This is a genomic window from Amycolatopsis lurida, assembly GCF_900105055.1.
Lineage (GTDB): Bacteria > Actinomycetota > Actinomycetes > Mycobacteriales > Pseudonocardiaceae > Amycolatopsis > Amycolatopsis lurida.
Genome location: NZ_FNTA01000004.1, coordinates 5,881,067 through 5,905,516, shown reverse-complemented (window position 1 = coordinate 5,905,516; position 24,450 = coordinate 5,881,067). Strand labels below are relative to the sequence as shown.

The 24,450-nt window shown below is 69.3% G+C and carries 28 protein-coding genes and 1 pseudogene; 11 read left to right on the top strand and 18 right to left on the bottom strand.

All coding sequences use genetic code 11. From position 1 onward, the window contains the following. Positions 1–19 precede the first annotated feature (19 nt). From BLW75_RS33535 to BLW75_RS33520, 4 genes are all read right to left on the bottom strand, one after another. Complete coding sequence (locus BLW75_RS33535) at positions 20–964, bottom strand: RNA polymerase sigma-70 factor (protein ID WP_034315807.1); 945 nt, start codon at positions 962–964, stop codon at positions 20–22. Positions 965–973: 9 nt separating this feature from the next. Then, entirely contained in the window at positions 974–2,125 is a 1,152-nt protein-coding gene (locus tag BLW75_RS33530) for an FAD-dependent oxidoreductase (RefSeq protein ID WP_034315809.1), read from the bottom strand. Between the two features lie 99 nt (positions 2,126–2,224). Continuing rightward, positions 2,225–3,490 carry a carboxylesterase/lipase family protein gene (locus BLW75_RS33525; RefSeq protein ID WP_034315811.1) on the bottom strand — a complete coding sequence of 422 codons (1,266 nt, stop codon included), beginning with the start codon at positions 3,488–3,490 and terminating at the stop codon, positions 2,225–2,227. A 9-nt stretch (positions 3,491–3,499) separates the two neighbouring features. Further along, positions 3,500–4,405: an MBL fold metallo-hydrolase gene (locus tag BLW75_RS33520; RefSeq protein ID WP_034315813.1), complete on the bottom strand. Its 906-nt coding sequence runs from the start codon at positions 4,403–4,405 to the stop codon at positions 3,500–3,502. Between the two features lie 102 nt (positions 4,406–4,507). Between BLW75_RS33520 and BLW75_RS33515 the strand changes: the two are divergent. Beyond that, positions 4,508–5,278: pseudogene (locus tag BLW75_RS33515) on the top strand (helix-turn-helix domain-containing protein); the annotation flags it as partial. Between the two features lie 72 nt (positions 5,279–5,350). Here BLW75_RS33515 and BLW75_RS43655 read toward each other — a convergent pair. After that, the gene (locus tag BLW75_RS43655; RefSeq protein WP_158005392.1) at positions 5,351–5,722 is read right to left on the bottom strand and encodes a VOC family protein; all 372 of its coding nucleotides are present in this window, start codon (positions 5,720–5,722) and stop codon (positions 5,351–5,353) included. A 53-nt stretch (positions 5,723–5,775) separates the two neighbouring features. Here BLW75_RS43655 and BLW75_RS33505 point away from each other — a divergent pair, with 53 nt between their 5' ends. Continuing rightward, entirely contained in the window at positions 5,776–6,225 is a 450-nt protein-coding gene (locus BLW75_RS33505; RefSeq protein ID WP_034315820.1) for a MarR family winged helix-turn-helix transcriptional regulator, read from the top strand. A 1-nt stretch (position 6,226) separates the two neighbouring features. Here BLW75_RS33505 and BLW75_RS33500 read toward each other — a convergent pair whose 3' ends face one another. Further along, the gene (locus BLW75_RS33500; RefSeq protein ID WP_034315822.1) at positions 6,227–6,661 is read right to left on the bottom strand and encodes a hypothetical protein; all 435 of its coding nucleotides are present in this window, start codon (positions 6,659–6,661) and stop codon (positions 6,227–6,229) included. Positions 6,662–7,050: 389 nt separating this feature from the next. On the opposite strand from BLW75_RS33500, the gene lexA reads away from it, so the two are divergent. Together lexA and BLW75_RS33485 are read left to right on the top strand one after the other, a co-directional pair. Then, entirely contained in the window at positions 7,051–7,707 is a 657-nt protein-coding gene (gene lexA, locus BLW75_RS33490) for a transcriptional repressor LexA (RefSeq protein ID WP_034315919.1), read from the top strand. Between the two features lie 37 nt (positions 7,708–7,744). Then, positions 7,745–8,086 (top strand): VOC family protein, encoded by a 342-nt coding sequence (locus BLW75_RS33485; RefSeq protein ID WP_034315824.1) that lies wholly within the window; start codon positions 7,745–7,747, stop codon positions 8,084–8,086. 2 nt (positions 8,087–8,088) lie between these two features. Here the strand turns inward: BLW75_RS33485 and BLW75_RS33480 are convergent, their stop codons facing one another. Then, entirely contained in the window at positions 8,089–8,436 is a 348-nt protein-coding gene (locus tag BLW75_RS33480; RefSeq protein WP_034315826.1) for a DoxX family protein, read from the bottom strand. Positions 8,437–8,686: 250 nt separating this feature from the next. On the opposite strand from BLW75_RS33480, the gene BLW75_RS33475 reads away from it, so the two are divergent. The 4 genes from BLW75_RS33475 to BLW75_RS33460 are packed head-to-tail and all read left to right on the top strand — an operon-like array spanning position 8,687 to position 11,703. Next, complete coding sequence (locus BLW75_RS33475; protein WP_034315829.1) at positions 8,687–9,295, top strand: TetR/AcrR family transcriptional regulator; 609 nt, start codon at positions 8,687–8,689, stop codon at positions 9,293–9,295. 1 nt (position 9,296) lies between these two features. Further along, positions 9,297–9,953, top strand: a complete 657-nt coding sequence (locus BLW75_RS33470) for an enoyl-CoA hydratase/isomerase family protein (protein WP_034315833.1) — start codon at positions 9,297–9,299, stop codon at positions 9,951–9,953. A 5-nt stretch (positions 9,954–9,958) separates the two neighbouring features. Then, entirely contained in the window at positions 9,959–10,906 is a 948-nt protein-coding gene (locus tag BLW75_RS33465) for a sigma-70 family RNA polymerase sigma factor (protein WP_034315835.1), read from the top strand. Between the two features lie 2 nt (positions 10,907–10,908). Then, positions 10,909–11,703, top strand: coding sequence for an alpha/beta hydrolase (locus tag BLW75_RS33460; RefSeq protein ID WP_034315837.1), 795 nt, complete (start codon positions 10,909–10,911; stop codon positions 11,701–11,703). 4 nt (positions 11,704–11,707) lie between these two features. Here BLW75_RS33460 and BLW75_RS33455 read toward each other — a convergent pair whose 3' ends face one another. Beyond that, on the bottom strand, positions 11,708–12,694 hold the full coding sequence (locus BLW75_RS33455) for an acyl-CoA desaturase (protein WP_198935778.1): 987 nt from the start codon (positions 12,692–12,694) through the stop codon (positions 11,708–11,710). 460 nt (positions 12,695–13,154) lie between these two features. Continuing rightward, positions 13,155–14,006, bottom strand: a complete 852-nt coding sequence (locus BLW75_RS33445) for a nitroreductase/quinone reductase family protein (protein WP_034315844.1) — start codon at positions 14,004–14,006, stop codon at positions 13,155–13,157. Positions 14,007–14,421: 415 nt separating this feature from the next. Here BLW75_RS33445 and BLW75_RS33440 point away from each other — a divergent pair, with 415 nt between their 5' ends. Next, positions 14,422–15,678: an HNH endonuclease signature motif containing protein gene (locus BLW75_RS33440; protein ID WP_091598812.1), complete on the top strand. Its 1,257-nt coding sequence runs from the start codon at positions 14,422–14,424 to the stop codon at positions 15,676–15,678. 420 nt (positions 15,679–16,098) lie between these two features. Here the strand turns inward: BLW75_RS33440 and BLW75_RS33435 are convergent, their stop codons facing one another. Next, positions 16,099–16,569 (bottom strand): GNAT family N-acetyltransferase, encoded by a 471-nt coding sequence (locus BLW75_RS33435; RefSeq protein ID WP_034315541.1) that lies wholly within the window; start codon positions 16,567–16,569, stop codon positions 16,099–16,101. A 370-nt stretch (positions 16,570–16,939) separates the two neighbouring features. Between BLW75_RS33435 and BLW75_RS33430 the strand changes: the two genes are divergently transcribed. Further along, positions 16,940–17,485 (top strand): GNAT family N-acetyltransferase, encoded by a 546-nt coding sequence (locus tag BLW75_RS33430; RefSeq protein ID WP_034315538.1) that lies wholly within the window; start codon positions 16,940–16,942, stop codon positions 17,483–17,485. Here the strand turns inward: BLW75_RS33430 and BLW75_RS33425 are convergent. Together BLW75_RS33425 and BLW75_RS33420 are read right to left on the bottom strand one after the other, a co-directional pair. Further along, positions 17,456–17,881: an acyl-CoA thioesterase gene (locus tag BLW75_RS33425; RefSeq protein WP_034315535.1), complete on the bottom strand. Its 426-nt coding sequence runs from the start codon at positions 17,879–17,881 to the stop codon at positions 17,456–17,458. The two genes, BLW75_RS33430 and BLW75_RS33425, sit on opposite strands and share 30 nt — an antisense overlap. Positions 17,882–17,909: 28 nt before the next feature. After that, the gene (locus tag BLW75_RS33420; protein ID WP_034315532.1) at positions 17,910–18,686 is read right to left on the bottom strand and encodes a helix-turn-helix domain-containing protein; all 777 of its coding nucleotides are present in this window, start codon (positions 18,684–18,686) and stop codon (positions 17,910–17,912) included. A 67-nt stretch (positions 18,687–18,753) separates the two neighbouring features. On the opposite strand from BLW75_RS33420, the gene BLW75_RS33415 reads away from it, so the two are divergent. Continuing rightward, a complete protein-coding gene (locus BLW75_RS33415) occupies positions 18,754–19,473 on the top strand; it encodes a hypothetical protein (RefSeq protein ID WP_034315530.1) in 720 nt (239 codons plus the stop codon). 3 nt (positions 19,474–19,476) lie between these two features. Here the strand turns inward: BLW75_RS33415 and BLW75_RS33410 are convergent, their stop codons facing one another. Genes BLW75_RS33410 through BLW75_RS33385 form a run of 6 tightly spaced genes read right to left on the bottom strand, consistent with a single transcriptional unit; the run spans position 19,477 to position 24,450 of the window. Then, positions 19,477–19,851, bottom strand: coding sequence for a DUF427 domain-containing protein (locus BLW75_RS33410; protein ID WP_034315528.1), 375 nt, complete (start codon positions 19,849–19,851; stop codon positions 19,477–19,479). Between the two features lie 37 nt (positions 19,852–19,888). After that, positions 19,889–20,653 (bottom strand): HAD family acid phosphatase, encoded by a 765-nt coding sequence (locus BLW75_RS33405; protein WP_034315526.1) that lies wholly within the window; start codon positions 20,651–20,653, stop codon positions 19,889–19,891. Between the two features lie 10 nt (positions 20,654–20,663). Next, positions 20,664–21,833 (bottom strand): class I SAM-dependent methyltransferase, encoded by a 1,170-nt coding sequence (locus tag BLW75_RS33400; RefSeq protein ID WP_034315521.1) that lies wholly within the window; start codon positions 21,831–21,833, stop codon positions 20,664–20,666. A 1-nt stretch (position 21,834) separates the two neighbouring features. Next, positions 21,835–22,797: a class I SAM-dependent methyltransferase gene (locus BLW75_RS33395; protein ID WP_034315519.1), complete on the bottom strand. Its 963-nt coding sequence runs from the start codon at positions 22,795–22,797 to the stop codon at positions 21,835–21,837. 5 nt (positions 22,798–22,802) lie between these two features. Next, positions 22,803–23,582 (bottom strand): enoyl-CoA hydratase/isomerase family protein, encoded by a 780-nt coding sequence (locus tag BLW75_RS33390; RefSeq protein ID WP_005167845.1) that lies wholly within the window; start codon positions 23,580–23,582, stop codon positions 22,803–22,805. Between the two features lie 55 nt (positions 23,583–23,637). After that, positions 23,638–24,450 carry an ABC transporter ATP-binding protein gene (locus tag BLW75_RS33385; protein ID WP_034315517.1) on the bottom strand — a complete coding sequence of 271 codons (813 nt, stop codon included), beginning with the start codon at positions 24,448–24,450 and terminating at the stop codon, positions 23,638–23,640.

The following is a 24,450-nucleotide window of genomic DNA, read 5'->3' as shown; positions in this document are numbered from 1 at the left end:
CGGCGGACTGTGATCCGGGTCACCAGTCGACGGCGAGTGGCTCCCCGTGCCCGGATTCGGCCCACCGGCGCGTCGCGCGCTCGAGTTTGGCGGGGTTCACCTGGGCGTGGACCGCCGCGATGCCGTCGGCGGTCAGGTCGAAGGAGACGACACCGGCGACCCGGTCCTCCACCATCAGCACCAGCGCGGGCGCACCGTTGGCGACGGTGGGGAACAGCACGGGCTTGCCGCCGATCAACGACCACTTGGCCGCGCTCGGCTTGAAAAGCCCGCGCAGGAACCTCGCCACCCGCAGCGCGCCGGTGACCGGCCGCGGCAGCGAGAAGAGCACACCGCCACCGTCGCCGATGCTGACCGCGTCGCCGGCCAGCAGCCGCACCAGCGTGTCGGTCCGGCCGCTGAGCGCCGCGGCGAGGAACTCCTCGACGATCTTGCGGGCGGCGGCCTCGTCGACCTCCACCCGGCGGCGGTCGGCGGCCAGATGTCCCTTGGCACGCCGGTAGATCTGCTGGCAGTTCGCTTCGGTCACGTCGAGCACCTCGGCGATCTCGGCGTGCGAGTACCCGAACGCCTCGCGCAGCACGTACACGACGCGCTCCCTGGCCGAGAGCCGCTCCATCAGCGTGAGCATCGCGATCGAGACCGACTCACGCTGCTCGACGGTGTCGGACGGCCCGAGCATCCGGTCCCCCGCGAAGACCGGCTCGGGCAGCCATTGGCCCACATAGGTTTCCCGCCGGGCCCGCGCCGAGGTGAGCCGGTTGAGGCAGAGGTTGGTGAGCACCTTCGTCAGCCAGGCCTCGGGTGTCTCGACGGACCCGTGGTCGGCGGACTGCCAGCGCAGGAACGTGTCCTGCACCGCGTCCTCCGCGTCGCTCGCGGACCCCAGCAAGCGATACGCGATCGCCTCCAACCGGCCACGGGCCGCCTCGAACACCTCGACTTCGCGCGCACCCACCAGCATCGCTCCAGATTAGCCATCGCGACGCTGTGCGTGTGACGCCTTCCGTTCCTCGATCCCGAACAGCTTCAGCAGCCGCTCGGGGATGTCTTCCCCGAAGATGCTTTCGAGCAGGAAGTCCTCCTCCATGGGCGTTTCACTGCGGACGAACATGGCCTGTTCGTACTCGGCGAGAGCCGTCTCGACGTCGTCGGGACGCCCGGCGAGGGCTTTGGCGAGTTCGGCGCCGTCGAGCATCGCCAGGTTGGCGCCTTCCCCGTTCGCCAGTGCGAGATGCGCGGCGTCGCCGAGCAACGTCACGCCGGGGACGCGTTCCCACCGCAGCCCGGACGGCAAGGCGAAGGCAGGACGATGGATCGGCGCGACGTCGCTTTCGGTGATCAGCGCGGTGAGCTCCGGCGACCAGCCGTCGAACTCCGCCGCGATCCGCGCCTTGGCGGTTTCGGCGTCGGTGAAGTCGAACCACTCCAACGGCTTGCTCAGCTCCACATAGGCGTGCAGCGTGTCTCCTTTTTCCCGGTGGGCGTTGATACTCGTGCCCTCGGTGGGTCCCGTCCCGACCATCGATCCGCCCCCGACCGTCTCGGCCACGGCGACATGACGGGTATCGGAGTCGTACAGGTAGGTCTCGACGTACGAGCTGCCGGAGTACTCGGGAACGGCGTCGGTGAGCAGCGGCCTGATCCGCGACCAGGCGCCGTCCGCGCCGACCAGGAGCCCCGCGACGACGGTGGTGCCGTCGTCGAAGGCGACCTCGTGGCGGCCGTCGCCGAGCGTCCGGGCGCCGACCGCCTTGCGTCCCCACCGGACGGTGCCTTCGGGGAGCGAGTCGAGCAGCATCCGCCGCAGGTCCCCGCGTTGTGCCTCGGGGCGGCCGCCCGTGCCGTCGTCGCCCCGTTCGAACAGGACGGTCCCATCCGACTCGAGGACCCGCATTGCCTGACGGCCCTCCAGGACGATGCCGCGGAACTCGTCCATGAGCCCGGCGGCTTCGAGGGCGAGCTGCCCGTTGTAGTCGTGGATGTCGAGCATCCCGCCTTGCAGGCGCGAGGTCGGGGAAGCTTCCGCTTCGTAGACCTCGGACGGGATGCCGTGGACGTGCAGGACCCTGGCCAGGGTGAGCCCGCCGAGTCCGGCGCCGATGATCGTGACAGGTGTGTTCATGGTGACCTCCCGAGTCGCTTCTGGAATGACATTCCAGAGCGTGCTCAGGGCCGCTGTCAGGCGGCGCACACGACGCTGGCACCCGGCTGGCAGGCGCTGTCAGCCGAAGAATTCGACGGTGCCCGCGGACCAGCCTGGATCGCCGGTCCTCGCGAAGGCGACCCAGGCGCCGTGCATCCTGGCCGCGAGGCCTTCCGGGGCGGGATCGGGCCCGAGCAGGCCCGCCTCCCCGTGCAGCCATGGCTCGCCCGCGACGTCGAAGACGAACGGCAACTCGACGGTGTGGGCGGCGCCGAGCCGTCCGTTCAACGCCGTCGAGCGATGGCCGAACGAGTACCGATGGGTGTGACCGTCCGAGATCCGCGCGTGCGCCCGCGCCAGGCGCTCGGTACCGGCGCCGAACAGTGTGTGCCCGAGATCTGGCCGGCCGTAGAGGTTTCCTTCCTCGGTGTTGGTGCCGATGAGCAGCGCGACGTCGCCGTCGAGCGGACCGTCGGCGGGCTGGACCGGCGACACGAGGCTGAACGGGCTCAGCCCGGCCAGCGGATCGCCGGCGTTTTCGGTCCGCAGATCGAGACCGGCCAGCGCGGGCAGGATTTCCACGAACCGCTCGTCCGGGAGCTCGCCGAAAGCTCGCGCGGTAGGCTCGGTTCCCAGCGCCGAAGCGGCCGCCGCCGTGACCCGGGCGGCCTGCTCCGGTGTGAAGGCGCCGGTTCCGCTGCCGCTCTGGATGATCGCCCGGTGGACCATTCCCTTGGCCTCCGGCGTCGCGAGCAGCGCGCCGGTGAGCGTCGCCCCCGCGGATTGCCCGAAGACGGTGACGTTGCCCGGATCGCCCCCGAACACCGCGATCGTGTCCCGCACCCAGCCGAGCGCGGCGAGCACGTCGAGCAGCCCCCGGTTGGGCGGAGTACCCGCCAGGTCGAGGAAACCGGGGACGCCGAGGCGATAGTTCACCTTCACCAGGACGACGCCGTCGCGCGCGAACGCTCTTCCGTCGTACAGCGCGGCGCGAGCCGAACCGGTGACGAAACCGCCGCCGTGCACGAACACCATGACCGGACGGCGGCCGTCGTCCGCCGCGGGCGTCCGGACGTCGACGGTGAGGTACTCGTCGCCGCGCGCCCAGCCGGGGCCGAAATACGGGGTCATGTCGAGCCCGCTGAAGTCACGCACCGGCTGGGGAGCCGTCGGCCCGGCCCGCGTGCCGTCGCGGACGCCGGACCAGCCCGGATGCGGCGACGGCGGGAGGAAGCGACCCGGTCCGATCGGCGCCGCCGCGTACGGGACGGCCTGGTAGAGCTCACCGAAGGAGTCGCGGCGGCCGCGCACGACACCGGACGGGGTTTCTGCTTGTACGTACACGAAAACTCCTCAGGAGAGGGTGGAGAACCCGGCCCACCGCGCGATCGCGAACTTCGATCCCCGGCGCTCGACCCGCAGAGCGCCCTGGGCACCGAAATGCGCGGGGAAGACGAGAGCGTTGTCGTCGGCGGCCTGGCCGAGCAGTTTGTGCCGGGTGGCGCGGGATCCGGCCGGGTCTTCGCAATAGGGCGAATTGGTGTCCGGCTCCACGATCTGCAGCGCGGTGTGCACGAGGTCGCCCACGAACAACGCCCGCTCCCCACCCGATTCCAGGGTGAGCACGGACGAGCCCGGGGTGTGGCCGGGCGCGAGGTCCAGCCGCAGATTCCGGTCGATGCGGTGCGTGCCGTCCCACAGGCGGGTCAGCCCAGCCTCGTGCACCGGCGCGACACTGTCCTCGAAGACGTTCTGATTTCCACGCCCCAGCACGGAATCGTGCGCTTCGGCCGGATTCCAGAAGTCGAAATCGGGCCGCGGCAGCAGATACTCGGCGTTCGGGAAGGTCGGCACCCAGGTGCGGCCGTCGAGCCGCGTGTTCCAGCCGACATGGTCGATGTGCAGATGCGTGTTGACCACGACGTCGACGTCCTCGGGCCGCACACCGGCGGCCGCGAGGTTGTCGAGGTAGGCGGTGTCGAGGCGGTTCCACACCGCCGCGTAGGGCCGGTCCTTGTGGTTGCCGACCCCGGTGTCGACGAGGATCGTGCGTCCTTCGCTGCGGATCAGCCAGGACTGCAGCGCCGTGCGGCACTCGTTCGTCTCGGGGTTCCAGAAGTCGGGCGCCAGCCAGTCACGGTGTTCGTCCCACGCGCCGCCGGGGCTGTCCGGCATGAACTCGGCCGGCGTCATGCCGAGCGAACCGTAGAACTCCTTGACCCGGGTGACCGTGACGTCTCCGATGGTGATTTCGTCCATGCCACCGAGCCTGGAGGCCGGTGAGCGCCCGGGCCACGCCCTGCTTTTCCTCCCACTGGGAGGGTGTGGCTGAGCGTGGCCACGGCACGGATACTCGGGTTCATGGACGGATCTGGCCCGCTCGGCGACTTTCTGCGGGCGCGACGGGCCCGGCTGCGCCCGGAAGACGTCGGTTTGCGTGACTTCGGGGCGCGCCGCCGGGTGGCCGGGCTGCGGCGTGAGGAACTGGCCCAGCTCGCGGGCGTCAGCGTCTCCTACTACGCGCGGCTGGAGCAGGGCATGTCGCGCGGCGCCTCGGCCGAAGTGCTCGACGCCATCGCCCGCGCGCTCCGGCTCGACGGCCACGAACGCGAACACCTCGAAAGGCTCGCCACCGCCGCCCGCCGCGTCCCGCGGGCACGCCGTCCACGGCCCGAGAAGCTCCACGACGAGACACGGGATCTGCTGGGCACCGTCGACGCTCCGGCCCTGGTGCTCGGCCGCCGCTCGGACGTCCTGGCGTGGAACGCCCTCGGTCACGCCCTGCTGGGCGGGCATCTGGACTTCCACGCGCCGGACGACCCGGCGCGACGGCCGAACATGAGCCGGATGCTGTTCCTGGACCCGCATTGCCGGGACCTGTACGCCGACTGGAAGCGGAAGATCCGCGCGGTGGTCGGCAACCTGCGGATCGCCGTCGGCAAGTATCCCGAAGACCCGCTGCTCGCGGAGCTGATCGGCGAGCTGACGATGAAGAGCCCCGAGTTCGTCGCGCTCTGGAGCGACCACCGCGTGCGGCCCTGTGACGCCGAAAGCTACGAACTGCGGCATCCGGTCGTCGGCACGGTCACGGTGGCCCAGCAGACCCTGTCGATCGCCCGGTCACCGGATCAGTTGCTGGTCGTGTGCACGACCCCCGCCGGCTCGTCCGACGCGCAGGCCCTCGCACTGCTGCGGCAGGCGGGCTCAGGCCTTGTCGTGCACGGTGATCGCGTAGCCGTCGGGGTCCGCGAAGGCGAACGTGCGGCCGAACGGCCCGTCGAACGGCTCCGTGAGGATGGTGACGCCGGCGCCGGCCAGCCGGTCGTGCAGGCCCTGCGCGTCGTCGGCGTGCAGCCACATCGCCACCCCTGATCCCGGCCGCGGGGAGATGGCGTCGAGATCCGTGCCCGGCACGGGTTCCCGCACCGCGAACGGGATCGTCTTCGTGCCGAACACCACCGCGTGCGGCGGTGCGACGGGCAGTCTGCTCAGCCCGAGGTGGGTTTCGTAGAACGTGGCTGCGCGGTCGAGGTCGCGTACCTGCAGTGAGAAGAAATCGGGTCCGGTCACGGTCATGTCGTCCTCCATGTCAGCGTGTTGACATAGCCAACGTATGTCATGATGCTGACATGAGTCAAGGCGAGCAGGTCGGGCCTCTGGACCAAGCGGTGGGATACATGCTGAAACGAGCGGCGACGGCGCTCCGGACGGCGATGGACACCGCGTTGCGCCCCCTAGATCTGACCGTGCCGCAGTACTCCTGTCTCGAAGTGCTCTCGCAGCGGCCGGGGCTGTCCAACGCGGAACTGGCCAGGGCCGTGTTCGTCACCCGGCAGTCGATGAACCTGGTCCTGCGTGGCCTGCAGGACCGCGGGCTCATCACCCGCCCGACGACGGCGCCTCAGGGGCGGGCCTTGCCCAGCACGCTCACCCCCGAGGGACGCGAACGGCTCCGCGCCGCCAGCGGCGTCGTGCGCGCGGTCCAGGATCGGATGCTCACGCCGTTTTCGGCGGACCAGCGGGACCGGCTGCTGCACGACCTCGCCGCCTGCGCCGACGCGCTCGCCCCCGAGGAATGACTCAGGACCTCTTGCTCACCAACGTCTCCGGCTTGAACGCGTACACGTCGGTGCCCTGGACCAGCACATGCCATTCACCGCAGACCTTGTCGGTCCGGCTCTCCTGCCCCTGCGGCCACCACGGGGCGGCGAGCGTGGCAGGCTGCGTCGCGGCCACCCCCGGCACGCAGAGGGCGGGCAGCGTTCCGCCGGTGAATTTCAGGAGCCGCTCCGAACCCGTGGTCCGGATGACCTCCGTGACCGACGTCGCCCCGTCCGGCACCCATTCCGGCACGCGGGCGTCCTCGTTCCGCTTGCCCTCCGCGCCGGTCGCGTAGCCGACCGTCTTGACGTGCCCGTTCGCCTTTTCGGTCAGTCCTTCCTTGAGACCGCATCCGGACAGGACGACCGTGGCCGTCGCGGCGGCGACAACCGCCGCGGTGATCTTCGTGTTCATACGATCGAGTCAACCTCGCGGAACCGGCCGCGGGATCGGACTTTCGGCTCGCCCTGGTCGCCATCCGGCCGATCTCCACGACGGATGACCGCCGGCGATCGGAGACTTGGCGCACCACAGTGGTCGTCGTGACGACACCGAGTACCTCGCTGCGGGCGGCCCCGTTCTTCTCCCCCGCCGTGGTGCTGCACCAGGCGGATTCCCTGCCCTACGGCGGAGTCTGGCGCCGCCACGAGGGCGTGGAGCGGTTCTTCGCCGCGATGAGCGACACCTGGGACGTCTTCGACATGCTGGAGCAGGGCTTCCTGAGCGAGATCAGCCACCGGTGCGGCCGTTCCACTGGGACACCGCGGCGATCGCGGCGGCCTGCACGAACTACCATTCCGCTGATGACCGCCTACCAAGATCTCGAGCTGTTCGAGGAAGCCGCTTCCCTGCCGGAGCGGCAACAGAAGATCCTGCTGACCATCCGCGAATGGGTGATGGAGTACGGATACTCGCCGAGCACGCGCGAGATCGGTGAAGCGGTCGGGCTCCGCTCGACGTCCTCGGTGTCGAAGCACCTCGCGGCCTTGGAGGAGAAGGGCTTCCTCCGCCGCAGCAGCTCGATCTCCCGCCCCATCGACGTCCGCGCCTTCCTGCACGGCACCTCGTCGAAGGTGTCCACAGAGGATTCCGTGCCGGTCCCCGTCGTCGGTGACATCGCCGCGGGAACGCCGATCTCGGCCGTCGAGCACGTCGACGACGTGATGACCCTGCCGCGGGAACTCACCGGGCGCGGCAACGTCTTCGGGCTGCGGGTGCGCGGTGACTCGATGATCGACGCGGCGATCTGCGACGGCGATATCGTCGTGGTCAAGCAGCAGCAAGAGGCGCACTCCGGCCAGATCGTCGCCGCGATGATCGACGAGGAGGCCACGGTCAAGGTGTACCGCCGCCGCGACGGCCACGTGTACCTCGAACCGCGCAACCCCGCCTACGACGTCATCGACGGAGACCGCGCGAGCGTGCTCGGCGTCGTGGTGTCGGTCCTGCGCAGCGTCTGACACTTTTCTGTCGGTGCCCCGGAGTAGCTTCCCGCCCATGTACGAAATCGACTTCGTCGAGTTCCCGTCGAGTTCGGCGGCGGGCTCGGGCAGGTTCTTCGAAAAGGCCTTCGGGTGGACGGCGGCGGCGTACGGCCCGACGTACACCGACGTCCAAGGCGGCGGCGTGGTCTCGTTCGGCTTCCAGCAGGACGCCGCGGCGCGGACGGCCGCGCCGCTGGTGACGATCCGCACCGACGACCTCGAACGGGCGAAGGCTTCCGTCGAGGCCGCGGGCGGGGTCGTCACGGCCGAGCCGTTCTCGTTCCCCGGCGGGCGCCGGTTCCACTTCCGCGAGCCCGGCGGCGCCGAACTCGCGGTGTGGACCCCGGATTCCTGACCTCAAGCGGCGAAGCCGAGCACCAAGGAAGCGGCGACGGGCGCCATGTACATCAGCGGGAACGCGACGTGCGACGGCCAGTGCGCGCGGAGCACGGTGATCACGGCGCCGGTGAAGTAGAGCACCAGGCCGATCCCGGCCGCGACGCCGAGCGCGGGCACCCACAGGCCGGCGATCAGGCCGAGCGCGCCCGCCGCCTTGGCGCCACCGAGCGGCGTCCACCAACCGCGGGGGACGCCGTAGTCGGCCAGCGGCTGCACGACCCACTGGGCACGGAAGAAGATCGAGGCGGCCGAGAAGGCGGCCATGATGGCTCCGACGACGGTGGCGATGACATAGGCGGTGGTCATTCCGGTTTCTCCTCGGGTTCTCGGTGGTTCAGCGGGTTGACCCCGGCCGCACGCCGGATGTGACAACCTGGCGGCGAAGGCGCCCATGACCCACGTCACATCCCGTGACGGCACACCGATCGCCTGCGCGCGGGCCGGTTCCGGGGCCGCCGTCGTCTTGCTCGGCGGTGGCCATCACTTCGCCCGGCGCAGGTTTTAGAGCGACCGCTCTCTTATTGTTTTGGAGCAAGCGCTCTGTTACCGTCGGGCCATGCCCCGCCCCCGCGTGCACGACCTGGACAGGCTGCTCGACGCGGCCGAGCGCCTCGTCGTCGAGACGGGCGCCCACGGCGTCACCGTCCGGTCCCTCGCGGCCGCGGCGGGCGTGTCCAACGGCACGATCTACCACGCCTTCGGCTCCCTCGGCGCCTTGCTGGCCCGAGTCTGGCTCCGCGCGGCGGGTGATTTCCTCGACCTCCAGACCGAGCTGGCGGATCAGGCGGAAGACCCGGTCGAGGCGGTCACGGCCGCGGCGGGCACACCGGCCGCGTTCGCCGACCGGAGACCGGAGGCGGCCCGCCTGCTCATCACCGTCAAGAAGGAGGACGTACTCGGTCCGCAGGTGCCCGAAGCCCTCGCCGCCGACCTCCTCGCCCTCGACAAACGCCTGATCGCGCTCCTGGTCCGGCTCGCCGGGCGGCTCTGGGACCGGCGGGACGCGCAGGCCGTCGAGGTGCTAACGACCTGCGTGGTCGACTTGCCGACCGCCCTGTTCCGCCGCGCGTTCATCGCGGGCGAGCCGATCTCCGAAGCCTCCCGCACCCGGCTCGCCGCCGCGGTACGCGCCATACTCCTGCTCCCGCCCCCACGAAAGGACTGACATGCCCACACTTCGCCACGACGCCCCGGTGTTCCTGCTGGACCTCGGAGACGACGAAAACCGCTTTTCGCCTTCCTGGCTGGAAACCGTCCATTCCCAGCTGGACACCGTCGTCGCTTATCCGGATCCGGCCGTGCTGGTCACCGTCGGCTCCGGGAAGTTCTACTCGAACGGCCTCGACCTCGATTGGCTCACCAGCAACCCCGCTCAGGCCGCGCAGTACGTCGCCGACGTCCACGAACTGCTGGCCCGTGTGCTCACCCTCGGCGTGCACACGGTCGCCGCGATCAACGGGCACGCGTTCGGTGCCGGGGCCATGCTCGCGATGGCGCACGACTTCCGGGTGATGCGCGCCGACCGCGGGTACTTCTGCTTCCCCGAAGCGGATATCAACATCCCGTTCACGCCGGGGATGGCGGCGCTGATCCAGGGCAAGCTCACCCCCGCCGCCGCGATCGCGTCGATGACCACGGGACGCCGGTTCGGCGGGACGGACGCGCGGGATCTGGGGCTCGTCGACGCCGTCGCCGAGAAGCCCGCGTTGCTGGAGTACGCGGCCGACCTCGTCCGCCCGCTGGCGGGCAAGGATCGCGGCACGCTGTCCGCGATCAAGACGACGATGTTCACCCCGGCCGTCACCGCGCTTCGCGCCAAGTAGCCGTCGTGCCCACCGACGACGCGGAGTTCGATCGCCTGGTCGAGCCGCTGCGCCGCGAACTGCACGCCCACTGCTATCGGCTGCTCGGCTCGGTCCACGACGCCGACGACGCGCTGCAGGACGCGCTCCTGCGGGCTTGGCGGGGGATGGACCGGTTCGAGGGCCGCAGCTCGATGCGCACCTGGCTCTACACCATCGTCACCCGCACGTGCCTGGACGTCGCGGCCGCTCGCGGCAAGCGGGCCTTGCCGATGGACCTGAGCCCGTCGAGCGAGCGGGTCGTGCTCGAAGACGCTCCGGTGACGGAGGTGGCGTGGCTCGGCCCGTACCCGGACGCGCCGGACACCCGGTACGAGCGGCGCGAAGCCATAGAGCTGGCCTTCGTCGCAGCATTGCAGCACCTGCCGGGAAACCAGCGGGCCGCGCTGGTGCTCTTCGACGTCCTCGGCTTCTCCGCCGCCGAAATCGCGTCCACAATGGACACTTCGGTCGCGGCGGTGAACAGCGCGCTGCAACGCGCGCGGGCGATCGTGGCCGAGAAGGTCCCCGCGTCAGGGCATCAGCCGAAGCCCGAAGACACCACGACGCGCGAGATCGCCGCGAACTTCGCCTCCGCGCTGGAGCGCGGCGACGCCGACACGCTCGTGGCGTTGCTGACCAAGGACGTCACCTGGTCCATGCCACCGCTCATGCGCTGGTACAGCGGCATCGACGCGGTGACCGGCTTCGCCGTCGCAGTCCCGCTGGGCCGGTGCCCGAGCTGGCGCACCGAGGTCCTCACCGCCAATGGACAACCCGCCGTCGCCTGCTACCTGGGCGAATCGGCCGACGCCGTCCATCGCGCCTGGTCCATCAACGTGCTCACCCCGCGCGAAGACCGGATCCGCGCGATCACCTCGTTCCTCGACGCGGACCTGTTCGCGCGGTTCGGCCTTCCCCCGGCGAAGGCCTGAGCATGCGCAAGAGGGTGTTGATCGCGCTGGCGGTGGCCGTCACCATCGTCGGCGTGGTCTTCGGTGGCGCGTTCGCCTTCCAGCGCAAGCTGATCTACCTCCCCGAGGCAGGTCCGCTCGCCGGTGCCGCCGACGTCCTGCCCGCCGGCAGGGACGTCACGCTCACCACCTCGGACGGGCTGAGCCTGGGGAGCTGGTACTTCCCGGTCAGTGGCGCGAAGGCGACCGTGCTGGTCGCGCCGGGCAATGCCGGGAACCGGTCGTACCGCGTGCCGATGGCCCGCGCGCTGACCGCGCGCGGGCTCTCGGTGCTGCTTCTGGACTATCGCGGGTACGGAGGCAATCCCGGCGAGCCGTCCGAGGCCGGACTCGCGCTGGACGTCCGCGCCGCACAGGACTTCCTGGTCCGCGAGGCCGGAACGCCGCTGATCTACTTCGGCGAGAGCCTCGGCTCCGCGGTCGTCACCGAACTGGCCGTCGAGCGCCCGCCGTCCGCGCTCGTGTTGCGCTCGCCGTTCGTCGATCTCGCGTCGGTCGGGCAACGGCATTACCCGTTCCTGCCCGTCCGCTGGCTTCTGCGGGACGAGTTCCCGACGAGGGACGACGTCGCGCGGGTGAAGGCACCGGTGACCGTCGTATACGGCGCCGCGGACTCGATCGTCCCGGCCGAGCAGAGCCGCGCCGTGGCGCGGGCGGCCGGTGCCGAGACGATCGAGGTGCCCGGCGCCGATCACAACGATCCGGCGTTGTCCGACGGACCGGAGCTGATCGGCGCCATCGCGGGCGCGGTTCCTTGACGGCTCAGCCCCGGCTTGCGCTCCGGCCCAGTGACAGGGCGTGGCCGGGGTTGAGCTTGCGGCCGAGACGTTCGGCCTTGGGCCAACGGACCTCCGTCGCCCAGCCCGCCTTCTCGAACAGCCAGATCAGCCGCGCCGAGATGTCGAGCTGGCCACGCCGGACGCCGTGCCGGGCGCCGGTGGGGTCGGCATGGTGGGAGTTGTGCCAGGACTCGCCCATCGAGGCGATCGCGAGCGGCCAGAAGTTCGCGGATTTGTCGCGGGCGGCGAACGGGCGGTCACCGATCATGTGACAGAGCGAGTTCACCGACCAGGTGACGTGGTGCAGCAGTGCCACGCGGACCAGGCTGGCCCAGAAGAACGCCGTGACCGCGCCCCACCACGACATCGTGATCACGCCGCCGAGGACGGCGGGCGCGAGCAGCGTGACGACGGTGAGCAGCGGGAACAGGCGATCGATCCGGGCGATGTCGCGGTCGGCGAGCAGATCGGGGGCGAACCGCTGCGCGTTGGTCTTCTCGCGGTCGAACAGCCAGCCCATGTGGGCGTGCCAGAAGCCGCGGGCCAGCGCGGCCGGACTGGTGCCGAACCGCCACGGGGAGTGCGGGTCTCCCTCGCGGTCGGCGAAGGCGTGGTGGCGCCGATGGTCGGCGACCCAGCCGATGACCGGACCCTGCATGGCCATGCTGCCGGCGACCGCGAGCGCGATCCGCAGGCCGCGGTTGGCCTTGAAGGCGCCGTGGGTGAAGTAGCGGTGGAAACCGATGGTCACGCCGAGGCCGGTGAGGAAGTAGAACCCGACGGCCAGGCCGAGGTCCACCCAGCCGAGGCCCCAGCCCCATGCGAAGGGGACGGAGGCGGCGAGCGCCAGCAGCGGCACCACCGCGAACAGCTTCACGAGAAAGTTTTCGGTGTTGCTCTGCTCCCCGGACAGCAGGGGCTGAGGCGCCTGCCGCTCTGCGCTGTCCGGGTGGTTTAGAACTGAAGTCATATCGTCGCTTCTTTGTCGATGGCCAGGACTGGTATCGGCTGTGTCAGCCCGATGTCACGGCGCGACGCACGGAAGCGACGCCCGCGACGAATTCTGCGCGAGCGTGCTTGGACAACACGACACCCAAAACGTCGGTCTACTCCCGTCAACGAACGGCGTCAGCCGAAGGTTCCGGTGTGGGGTAAGAGGGTTCGCGAAAAAGATCCACGTATCGCTCACCTTGAGGGGTGGCGGGATCGTGACGCTCGACCTGGGTGTCGAGCGGGTGGCTGAACAGCGCACTGTCGGTGCTGTGAGTTTTGACTGTGAAACCTTTCGAAGGGACCACGGGTTCGCGGTCTTCGGCGAGGCCGGGGGCGAATTCCACCCGCCTCGTGCCGGATCGGCGTCGCGCTGTGAAGGCGCCGCCACCCCCTACGATACACGCCCTGGGGCCGGAACCCCAGGGCGTCCGCATCGATCAGCCCGGCGCGGTCACGTTGAGTGCCGCCACGACCGTTCGCTCTTCGTGAGCGAAATGCGCTTCGAGCGTCCCCGCGAGCGCGTCGAACTCGTCGCGCAGGCGAACGGGGTCACTCTCACCGTGGACGTACCCCTCGACGAGCTCCCGGATCCGCTTCTGCCGGTCCGCGACGACGACATGGTCCTCCCCGAGCTTGGTCAACACCGGCGCGAGTGCCGGGAACCGCTGCGCCAGCATGGGAAACGCTCCCATGTCCTCGCCGGTATGATGCTTGGTCAACGCCTCGCAGAATGAAACACAGTGCGCCCGCAGGGATTTCTCCATGAAGAGCTTGTCCGCGCGCCCGGCCACGATGTCGTCCATCCCGGCGCGCAACGTCTTGAGCTCCTGCCGCAGCCAGTCGTGGACCTCCACCAGGAAGTCCCCCAATCCCCGCACCCGGTCGTCGATCCGGTACAGGATCACGACCGGCAGCTCGCGCGTCGTTTTAGCCTGGTACTCGGCGAAACCCGGCTCCGCGGCGACGATCTTCGCGAACAGCGCGGCACGCTCCGCCGCGGGCGGAACGGCCGCGAGGGCCGCGTAAGTTTCGGTCCCCGTCTCGATCGTGACCCGATGGTCACGACGGATGTTGTGGTACCAGCCCGGATGCGCCGGCGCCCCCATGTTCGAAGCGACGACGACGGTCTTGCCGTCGATTTCGAGATACCCCAGTGGATTCGTCCGCCGCTCACCACTCTTGGCACCGATGGTGGTGAGCAGGATCAGCTGCCACCCCTCGAACATGCCGCCGAGCTTTCCCTTGCTCCGCCTGAATTCCTCGATCACCTGGTCGTTGAAGCCGGTCAATGCGATCCTTTCCCGTCGATGTGTCGACAGGAGGGCGCGGAACCGCCACCGGAAGAGCGCACACGAGCCTGGACGCACCCGATTTTCGGGCGCATCGCATGGAGGCGTCATCCCACGACGCGGGGATGACCGAATACGAGAGACGGTGTGTGCCGATCTCCAGTGGCCGAGTAGCCGCTACCTCCATGCGTAGGCCCATACGGGGCTCGGGGACGACGCTAGCACGGGACCGGGCCGATGCGCACCTGCCTTGACTCTTTCACTAACCGAAAGACACTTCGCCGCCATAGCCTCTTCGCGCCTTTAAAGACACTTCGCCGCTTAAAGACTCCTTCGCCGCTGCCATTTTTCGGCAATTTCCCCACTGGGCCGTTTGGACTAGCGCAAGTGTTCGAGTTGGAGTAGCTTTGAGGTCGTGGCCAGCGACGATGCACCCCAGAAGACGTCCACCGAGTGGTGGCGCGTCGATACCGCGACGCTGCATGCCCGTAAACAAGAGCTGGAAGTCTTGAAGCGCCGGTTGGATGCGGAGCAGAACGCGATCCTGGCGGAAATCAATTCCCGCGGGGTGCGCGGGTGTAGTGGTCATTCGACGTTGGCGGCGCTGATTTTCGAGGACTTCCTGGTGACCGACAAGGAAGCCTCCGCCCGCGCTGACCGGGTGCTGGCGTTGCATCCCGGCCCGTCCATCGGCGGGGACCCCGAACCACCCTTGGCGCCCCTCACGGCCGAGGCCGCGGCGGAGGGCGCGATCGGCGGGTCGCAGATCGACGCCATCATCAAGACTCTCGCCCGTATCCCGTCCACTGTGCCGGAAGAAGACGTGCGGGCGGGGGAAGCGATCCTGGTCGAGTTGGCCCGCCGCGCCGGACCCCGCCAGATCGCCCGCGCCGGACGCCGTCTGCTCGACGAACTCGACCCCGACGGGAAAGAACCCCGTAACGAGGACCCGAAAGACACCCGCCCGGAGTTGCGGTTCGTCAAGCACCGCGACGGCACCCTCGGCCTGAAAGGCACCCTCGATCTGGAGACCTACGCCCGGTTGAAATCCGACCTGGATCCGATGGCCAAACCCCATAAGGCGATCGACGGGGTGCGGGACTCCCGCAGCCAGGACGAACGCTATGGGGACGCGTTCACCGACTACGTCCGGTTGAAGACCACCAGCCGCAACCTCCCCGGCCAAGCAGGCGAAGCCACCCACATCCTGGTCACCATGTCCTACGACGACTTGATCCGGGACATCGGCGAAGCGCACCTGGACCTCGTGGGGCCGATCAGCGCCACCGACGCCCGCATCCTCGCCTGCGACGCCCGCGTCCGACCAGGTGTTCTCGGCACCGCAGGCGAGCCCTTGGACATCGGCCGGTCCAAACGGACCGTGTCCCTGGCCCAGAAATACGCGTTGACCCTCCGCGATGGCGGTTGCGCGTTCCCGGGCTGCGACATGCCCGTACCCCGCTGCACCGCACACCACATTGTCTTCTGGCGACACCACGGCGAAACGAAAATCGACAACCTCGTGTTGCTGTGCACCAAACACCACCGGTTGATCCACCACAGCGAATGGAAAGTCCAGATCGCCCAAGACGGACTCCCCGACTTCACCCCGCCCAGCTACCTCGACCCCACCGGGACGCCGAGGCGGAACACCATGCACCTCAGAACATAGGCCGACCTTATCAGGCCAGTTGGTCGTGCGTCCCCTTACGGAGAAGTCATATGCCCTACTGTCCACAAGAGACGCTTTGCCGCGCCGAAGTACCCGGTTTCAGCACTTCGCAAGAGGTCATGAGCGTTGGGTTCACTAGAACACTGCCGATCACTCGCGACCCGGGGAAGAAGCGTGCCCAGGGGCCAATCGGGCATCTTGCCCACTCCAGAAATCCAATGTGGACACACGGCGTACGGCCTCGATAGCCCACAGCCCAAGCCGCACGCCCCGATCTCCGCCACGGTGCGAAACAGGCTTTCGCAACACGACCCGCACGCTCACCCATCAGAACCCGGCGTGAAGGGTCCCTCCCCCACGTCCGATGCGACGAAAGTCCCCTTCACCTCACCTGTCCGAACGAGCCCCGGAGGAGAACCCCTAGTCCAAAGCCAACTCCCCGACCACCTGGTCCCCACTCATCTCCCCCGTCAACCGGAACCCGAGCTTCAGGTAAAAGCGCTCGGGCCCGTCGTCGCCTGGGTGCCAGCAAGCGGTGAGGCGGTCGCCGCCCTGGCGGCGGATCTCGGCGGCCACGGCGTCGACCGCGAAACGGCCGTAGCCCCGGCCCTGTTCGCCTGCCGCGATGTTGAGCCGCCAGAGGCCCGAGCGGATGTCCGTACCCGTGCCGTCACCGGCGAAGTCGATGTCCAGGAAGGCCATGAGGAACCCGACCAGCCGGTCACCGTCGAAGATGAGGCGAGGCCACGCGACGCCGGGGTGCACGTAGGCCTCGGCGAGGGACTTCACCACCGGCGCGACCAAATGGCTTTGCTCCGGTTGGACGTTCAGTTCGATAGCGGCGTCGAAGTTGGCGGCGGTGACCTCGGCCAGCCGGAGCGTGCTCGTCATGTTCGAACCGTAAACCGGTGGATCAAGCGATTTACCGCACTTCGTCCAGCACCGCCTGGGTCACGTGCCCGCGCGTTCCCGTCATCGGCTCGTTGGTCCCACGGTAGTGGCTCGTTGGTCCCACGGTAGTACGGCAACGCGATCGGCCGCGGTTCCAGGTCGCGTCGTCGACGCTCAGCTGCCTGCCGGTAGACCTGCGTCGCGTCGGTGGGCCAGCGTCACGTCCTTCGCGCCGCCCTTGGTTGTGGCAGCCGTACGACCATGTCATCGCCCCACCGTCCGCCGAGGGAACTGTGCCGCGAGCAGCCTCCACACCAGGTCTTCGTCGACTACGACGGACATCCGACCACCGCGCGGGCATCATCGAGCCATGCCGATCCTCACCGGCCCCGAGCCACTCACCCCGGAGCTCACCGTCCGTCCGGCCCGGCCGGGCGAGGAGGATGCCGTGCTCGACCTCCTCGCCGAGGCCGCCGCCTGGCTCGCCGGCCGCGGAATCCACCAGTGGCCGCATCGCTTTCCCCGGGAGTCGGTGCGACGGCAGATCCAGGCGGGCGAGGCGTTGCTGGTCGTCGGGCACGGCAAGCCCATCGCGACCTGCGTGGTGACGGAGGCGGATCCCGGACTCTGGGGCGAAACCACGGAACCGGCCTACTATCTGGGCCGCCTCGCGGTGGCGCGGGAAGCGGCCGGAGCCGGACTCGGGAGCAGGATCATCGATTGGGCCGGTGAGAAGGCCGCGGTTCATGACAAGGCCTTCGTCCGGGTGGCGACCACGAGGGACAACCCGGCCTTACGCGGGTACTACGAGCGCAGGGGTTTCGAGCACGTGGCCGACCCGCCCGAGGCCAAATGGCCCACCAGCCTCTACGAAAAACCAGCCGGCTCACGGCAAGCCGAGGATTTCCGGCCGTGAAGCGTATTTCCGCCAATGCTGTCCCGGATCGGGGACGAGGCGGCGGCTTTCGAGATCCAGCAGCCCGGAAAGGCTTTCCACCTCGGCCACGACGGCGCCGTCCGGCGCCACGAATTCCTGGACGACCCGGGATACCTTGCCCGGCTCCCAGGTGAACCTGGTCAGGACGTCGATCCGCGCGCGGGCACGCAGTTCGCGGCGGAACCTGATCGTCGTTTCGAGGTTGACCGGGCCGAGGTTCCCGGCCCTGAGGTCCACCGGGTCCACCCCGGCCGCCCACACGCACTCCCAGCGCGCGTGATCGGCGTACGCGAGGTAAGCGGGGCCGCGTACGTGACCGTTGAGGTCGAGATCGTCGGTGCGGATGTCGATGGTGACACGGAAGGGTTCGGGCACCTCCCGATCCTCGCCTGGGCGGATCGCCTCAGTCTGGAACGTTTCGGCCAGTCCAGGACCGCACGAGCGCGCCGGGCGAAGCGCCCGACAGCCGGCGGCACTCACGCCCGAGATGCGACTGATCCGCGTAGCCCACATCGGCGGCGACGTCGGCGAGCGACGTCTTGTCCCGTGCCACGGCCTCGACGCGCTCGAGGAACCGGCGGAACCGCAGCACCCGCTGCAACTCCTTGGGACCGACACCGACGTCGTGCCGCACATGCCGCCGAAGACCGCGCTCACTCACCCCCAGCCCCGCGGCCACCCGGTCGGTACGAGCATCGGGCGCACGCAGCGCGCGGGCGGCCGCGAGAGAGAGCCCCTCCACCTCGACGTCCCGGAGCCTTTCGGCGACCAGCGATTCCAGCACCGACCGCGCCTCATCAGGCGCTCCGCATTCGGCCAGCCGGGCTTCCGCGCGGCGAGCCCCGACCGCCCACAGGTCGCGCAACGGGGTCGCACCCGCCGGCAGCTCCGTCATCGGCAGGCCCAGCACCGCGCCGCCGACACCGCACCGCAGGCGCAGCCCGACGGTCCAGTCCGCCGACGGCAGCTCGTGCCGCAGCACCCCGCGCACGGTGGTGACCGCGGCGAGCACCGTCCCGTCCCAGACCAGGTCCACACAGCCGTCCGGGAACACCCTCAGCGGACGACGGCGGCCCACCACGCCCGTCCAGGCTCTCTCGACCACGCCTGCCACGGCCGCGTCCGGCGTGCTTTCGCGGTACACCGAACGGCCCGCACGGCGACGCAGCGGAACACCCACGTCCGGCAGTATGCCCCCGCCCACCGACAAGATGCGCCCCACCTGATCTTGCTGAAGACTTGCCGCCGTGCTGCGACCGGTGCTCGACCCGACCTCCGCCGAGTGGATCTCCCCCAGGCTCGGCGGAGCGTTCGGCGCGGCGGGCCGCACGGTTCCGCGTGGCTACGCCGCCTACGCGCGCCTCTGCCACCCCGCCGAGCGCGATCGCGGCGGCTGGGCGAGCTGGAGCGAAGCCGCTGCCGAAACGGGGCGGCGTGCCCATGGCGCCATGCAGTGGCACGCGCTGGTCGGCTCCCCGGATCCGGTGAATCTCACCGGCTCGCTCTGGCGCGGCTCTCCCCCAGGTCGCGGCACGCTGCCGTCGCACACTCTCACCGCGCTGCTGGCCCTTCTCGGCGACCACACGTCCGCGTCGGACGCCTGGTTCGGCCTCTGGGAGGGCTATGGCTGGGCCGACGAGGCGGCGTTGTCACGCAAGCACCTCGACGCGCCGCGCCTGCGCCACCCCGGCCGGGACTACCTGCTCTTCCGCGGACCGCTGACGTCCGCGACCGAACTCGGCTGGCGGCCCCGGCCGCACTGGTTCGAGGCGCAGTCGCCCAACCTGTTCTGGCCGGAAGACCGCGCGTGGTGCGTGGCCACCGAAGTCGACTTCGATTCGACCCTCGTCGCCGGCGAGGAGGCCCTCGTCGACGCCCTGGTCAAGGCGCCGGGGCTGGAGGCGTGGCGGATCGAATCCGACACCTCCCTCGCGGCCGACGGGGACCGGATCAACCAGCTGCCGTGAAGGTCAGCGCTCTTCGATCGCGTCGACCTTCGACGGGTAGAACGCCACGTGGTCCTTGATCTCGGCGACCGCGTCGTGCGGCGCCTCATAGGTCCAGACGGCGTTCTCGGCGACGCCGTCGCCGGCGCGGATGCTGTAGTACGACGCGTCGCCCTTGAACGGGCAGTAGGTCGAGTGGTCCGTCCGCTCCAGCAGGCCAAAGTCGACGTCGGCACGCGGGATGTAGTGCGCGGGCGGGTAGTTCGCCTCCCGGAGCGTGAGCGCGTTCGCGCTGTCCGCCACGACCTTCCCGCCGACCGTGACGACCACGCGCCCCTTGTTCGGCTCCACCGTGATCGGGTGGGCGGCGCTGGGCTTCAACACCTTCTTGTCAGACATACCGGGCACAGCGACGCCGGGCACGCGGATATTCCCCTCAGGGCAGGTAGTACATCGGATTCGGCAGTTTGACCGGGAACTCGGCGTAACCGCCTTCGAGGTCGCTGAACTGATCGCCGAAGTTGGCGAGGATGGTCGCGCCGGTCGAGGCGATATGCTTCCGGGTGCCCGATTTGTACTGAACCGTGGTACAGGTCAGCCCGCACGGCAGGTAGTCCGGCGCGATGGTCTTCGGCTTGAAGAACGCCCCCGCCGGCGCCGGGTAACCCTCGTTCGCGAGGTTCTTCAGCGACCGCGGGCCCTGGAATTCGTTGCGCCCGGTCAGGAAGTAGATCTTCACGCCGCGCTGCGCCGCCCAGTTCGCCAGTGCCAGCACCGGCTTGTTCGCGACGAACGTGCCCTTGTCGATCGCTTCCTGCTGTTTCACCGGGTCGAAGCCGAAGTCGTTGTCCGCTTCCCAGCCGTAGGTGACCTCGGCGGTGTCGTCGACGTCGAACACGACGGCGGGATTCCGCACGCCGCGGTCCAGTCGGCGCGTGAGGTAGCGCTTGGCGTCCTCGACCTGGCGCTTGGTGTCGGAGACGAACCGGCTGCCGTCGGAGTATCGGTGCTTGCCGTCGCCGCCGACGACATCGCCGTAGTAGGCCTTCACGTCGAGTTTGATCTGGCCGATATTTACGGGCTCGTGACCGTGCCGCGCGGTGGCGTCGCCGGTGTTCGCGACGGCGGTGGCGCCGCCCGCGAGAACGGCCCCGGCGGCCGCGGCGGCGGCCAGTTTCAGCAGACCGGTGAACCGGCTCATGGAATGCTCCTCACGTCAGCCGTGCGCGGCAAAGGAACGCTACTCCAGAACGACCGATTCTGGTCAGTACCAAAGTAGCTTCTTCGCCACCGCGCGGTTTCAGCTTGCGCCGCAAGGCATCCGGGTCTATGTCGAGACCTCGGACGAGGATCTCCAACCGGCCGATATCGTGTTTTTTCAGCAATACACGAAGATTCTTCTCGCTGTACGGTCCGTGCTCGAACACCCGGAACGCCCGGATTCCCGGCGGCGGAGTGTCCCCGGTCAGATAAGCGATACGCTCGTCGAGCTGCCACAAGCCGTGCCGTGCCGCGTAATGCCGCACCAATCCGGCCCGGACGACGGCGCCGTCGGGGTCGACGATCCATTCACCCGGCGCACGCGCGGGGATCTCGTCGGGGTCGGCGTCGGTGACCGTCCACTGTGTACCGTCCGAACGCAGCACCGTCGCGCGGCGCGACACCGTCGAGCCCACTCCGCGCCACAGGCAGGCCTCGCGGACCTGACCGTCCAAAGAGACCAGTTCGACCTCGTCCACCCAGGGCGCGATGGAGAAATCGAGGCCCGGCGCGCATTTGACCGAAAGCTCGCGTCCCGCGTACGACTCGACCAGACCGTCCAGCGGCGGGAGGAAATCGGCGGGCTTCCACGCCCGGCGTCCGGCGGAGTCACGGCGGGCGGGGTCGGCGACGACGACCGAATCACGACTGACCGGCCGCAAAGCGTCCGCCCTGAGTAGGCCCGCCGAGACCCCGGCCTCGGCGGCGTTGTGCCGTGCCATCGCCAGCCGGACCTCGTCCAGATCCGACCCCAGCGCCTTCGAGGCGACGCGGGCGATCTCGATCAGGTCCGCGCCGACGGAACATGTCACGTCGTGGACGTCACGACCGGCGAGCCGCGAAGCCCGGTGCCGGGCGACCAGCGTGGCGCTGGCCTGCTGGAGGGCGTCGCCGGTGAACAACCACGAGCCCGCGGAGTCCAGTTTGGCCGACGACTTCCGCCGGAGTACCACCGTTTCCAGTACCGCGGCCGCGTGGTCCGGGGCGATCCGGCGCACGGCGGCGACGTCGGCAATCCGGGTCTTGTCGGTCAGCGGCAGGGATGAGCATTCGGCGAGCGCCGCGCTTCCCGCGCCGGAGCGCAGGAAGGCGACGTCGTCGATGGTGAACTGGTACGGCAACCTACGATCGCTTGGTACCGGTGATCATCACGTTGTAGAACAGCTCGCGCGGCAGCACCTTGGCGAGCAGCTTCTTGTCCAAAGCGGACAGCCGCAGCCACAGCCGGTACGCGAACAGACGCCAGCGCAGGGTCAGCTTCTCCTGCGGCACGGCGGCTTCGAAGGTCCGGATCGGCCAGCCCGCGAGCGCCGCGGCGAACTCCTCGGTGACCGCGCGGACGTCCTGCGCGCCCGCGCCGCGGGCCATCGACTCGAGCTCGGACGGGTCGAAGGTGTGGATGTCGACCACGGCCTCCAGCGCGGCCGCGCGGGAGGACTCGTCGAGTTCCTCCTGCGGACGGCGCCAGCCGTTCAGCACCGGGAGCTTGGTCAGGTTGGTGGTGAGGTACCACGTGATCTGGCCGAGCTTGCGCGCGTAGAAGTCGCCGACCTTGGTGGGCTCGCCCGCGAAGACGAACCGCCCGCCCGGCTTCAGCACCCGCAGCACCTCGGCGAACGCCGCGCGGACGTCCGGGATGTGGTGCAGCACGGCGTGCCCGACGACGAGGTCGAAGCTGTTGTCCTCGTACGGGATCCGCTCCGCGTCGGCGACCCGGCCGTCGACGTCGAGGCCGAGGTTCTCGGCGTTGCGCAGCGCGACCTGGACCATGCCGGGCGAAAGGTCGGTGACCGAACCCTTCTTGATCACCCCGCCCTGCATCAGGTTCAGCAGGAAGAAACCGGTGCCGCTGCCCAGTTCCATCGCGGTCGGATACGGCTGGCCGTCATCACCGGCGACGGCGTTGAACACGTCCGTCGCGTAGGAGATGCAGCGCTCGTCGTAGGAGATGGACCATTTCTCGTCGTAGGTCCCGGCTTCCCAGTCGTGGTAGAGCACGTTGGCGAGCTTGGGATCGTCGAAGGCGGCCTTGACCTCTTCGGCGGTGGCGTGCGGATTCGGCGCCGGATCGTTCACCTGCGTCATCGCGCTTACTTCCCCTCGAAGGTGGCCTTGCCAGGGCCGTTTTCGATGAACGACTTCATGCCGTTGCGCTGGTCCTCGGTCGCCCAGAGCGCGGCGAAGAGGTGGGATTCGAGCTTGAGACCGCTCGCGAGGTCGGTGTCGAGACCGCCGTCGATCGCGGCCTTCGCGGCGCGCAGCGCCACGGCCGGGCCGTTCGCGAACTGCGAGGCCCACTTGTGCGCGGCGGCGTAAACGTCGTCCGGCGCGACGACCTCGTCGAGGATGCCCAGCGCGAGGGCCTCTTCGGCCTTCACGAAGCGGCCGGTGAACACGAGGTCCTTGGTCTTGCTCGGGCCGATGAGCCGCGCCAGGCGCTGCGTGCCGCCGGCGCCGGGGATGACGCCGAGCTGGATCTCCGGCTGGCCGACCTTGACGTTGTCGCCGGCGATCCGGCGGTCGGCGGTCAGCGCGAGTTCGAGTCCGCCGCCCAGCGCGTAGCCGGTGATGGCCGCGACGACCGGCTTCGGGATGTTCGCGATGGTGGCCAGCGACGCCGTCAGCGCCGCGCCGAACTTCGCGATCTCCGGGTAGGTGCGCTCGGCCATCTCCTTGATGTCCGCGCCACCCGCGAAGGTCTTCTCGCCGCCGTAGAGGATCACGGCGCGCACGTCGTCGCGCTCGGAGGCCTCACGGGCCGCTTCGGCCAGCTCGGCCTGCACCTGGTTGTTCAGCGCGTTGACCGGCGGGCGGTCCAGCCGGATCGTGCCGACCCCGCCTTCGACCTCGAGACTTACGAACTCTCCCACGCCGTCCTCCTTAACCGTCCAAGACAGACTGCAGGCTACCGGTCAGTACGACCCGTCAGCGGCGACGGGCGAAGAAGCGATCACCTGACCGTTCGAGCAGGAGGTCCTGATCGAACGTCTTGGACAGGTTGTCGCTGGTCACGACGTCGTCCACGAGCCCGGAGGCGACCGCGCGGCCGTCGCGCAGCAGCAGCGCGTGGGTGAACCCCGGCGGGATTTCTTCCACGTGATGGGTGACGAGCACCATGGCCGGGGCCTCGGGGTCGAGGGCCAATTCCGATAGACGGGCGACGAGGTCCTCGCGGCCGCCGAGGTCGAGACCGGCGGCGGGCTCGTCGAGCAGCAGCATCTCCGGGTCGGTCATCAGCGAACGCGCGATCAAGGTCCGCTTGCGCTCGCCCTCAGACAGCGTGCCGAAGGTGCGGTCGGCCAGGTGCGCGATGCCGAGAGCGCCCAGGAGCTCTATGGCGCGGTCGGTGTCCAGGCTGTCGTATTCCTCACGCCAGCGGCCGACGACGGCGTAACCGGCGCTCACCACGACGTCGACGACGCGCTCCTCACCCGGCACACGCTGGGCGATCGCGGCCGAGGTGAACCCGATCCGCGGGCGCAGCTCGAAGATGTTGACCTTGCCGATCCGGTCGCCGAGCAGGTCGACCGTTCCGGTGGTCGGGTGGAGTTCGGCCGCGGCCAGCCGCAGCAGGGTGGTCTTGCCCGCGCCGTTCGGGCCGAGCACCACCCAGCGCTCGTCCAGTTCCACGGTCCAATCGAGGTCGGCGAGGAGGTCGTTGCCTGTTCGGCGGACCCCGACACCGGTCATCCTCACCACGAGGTCGTCAAGTTCGCTGGGCTGGATCGGCTCGCTCAC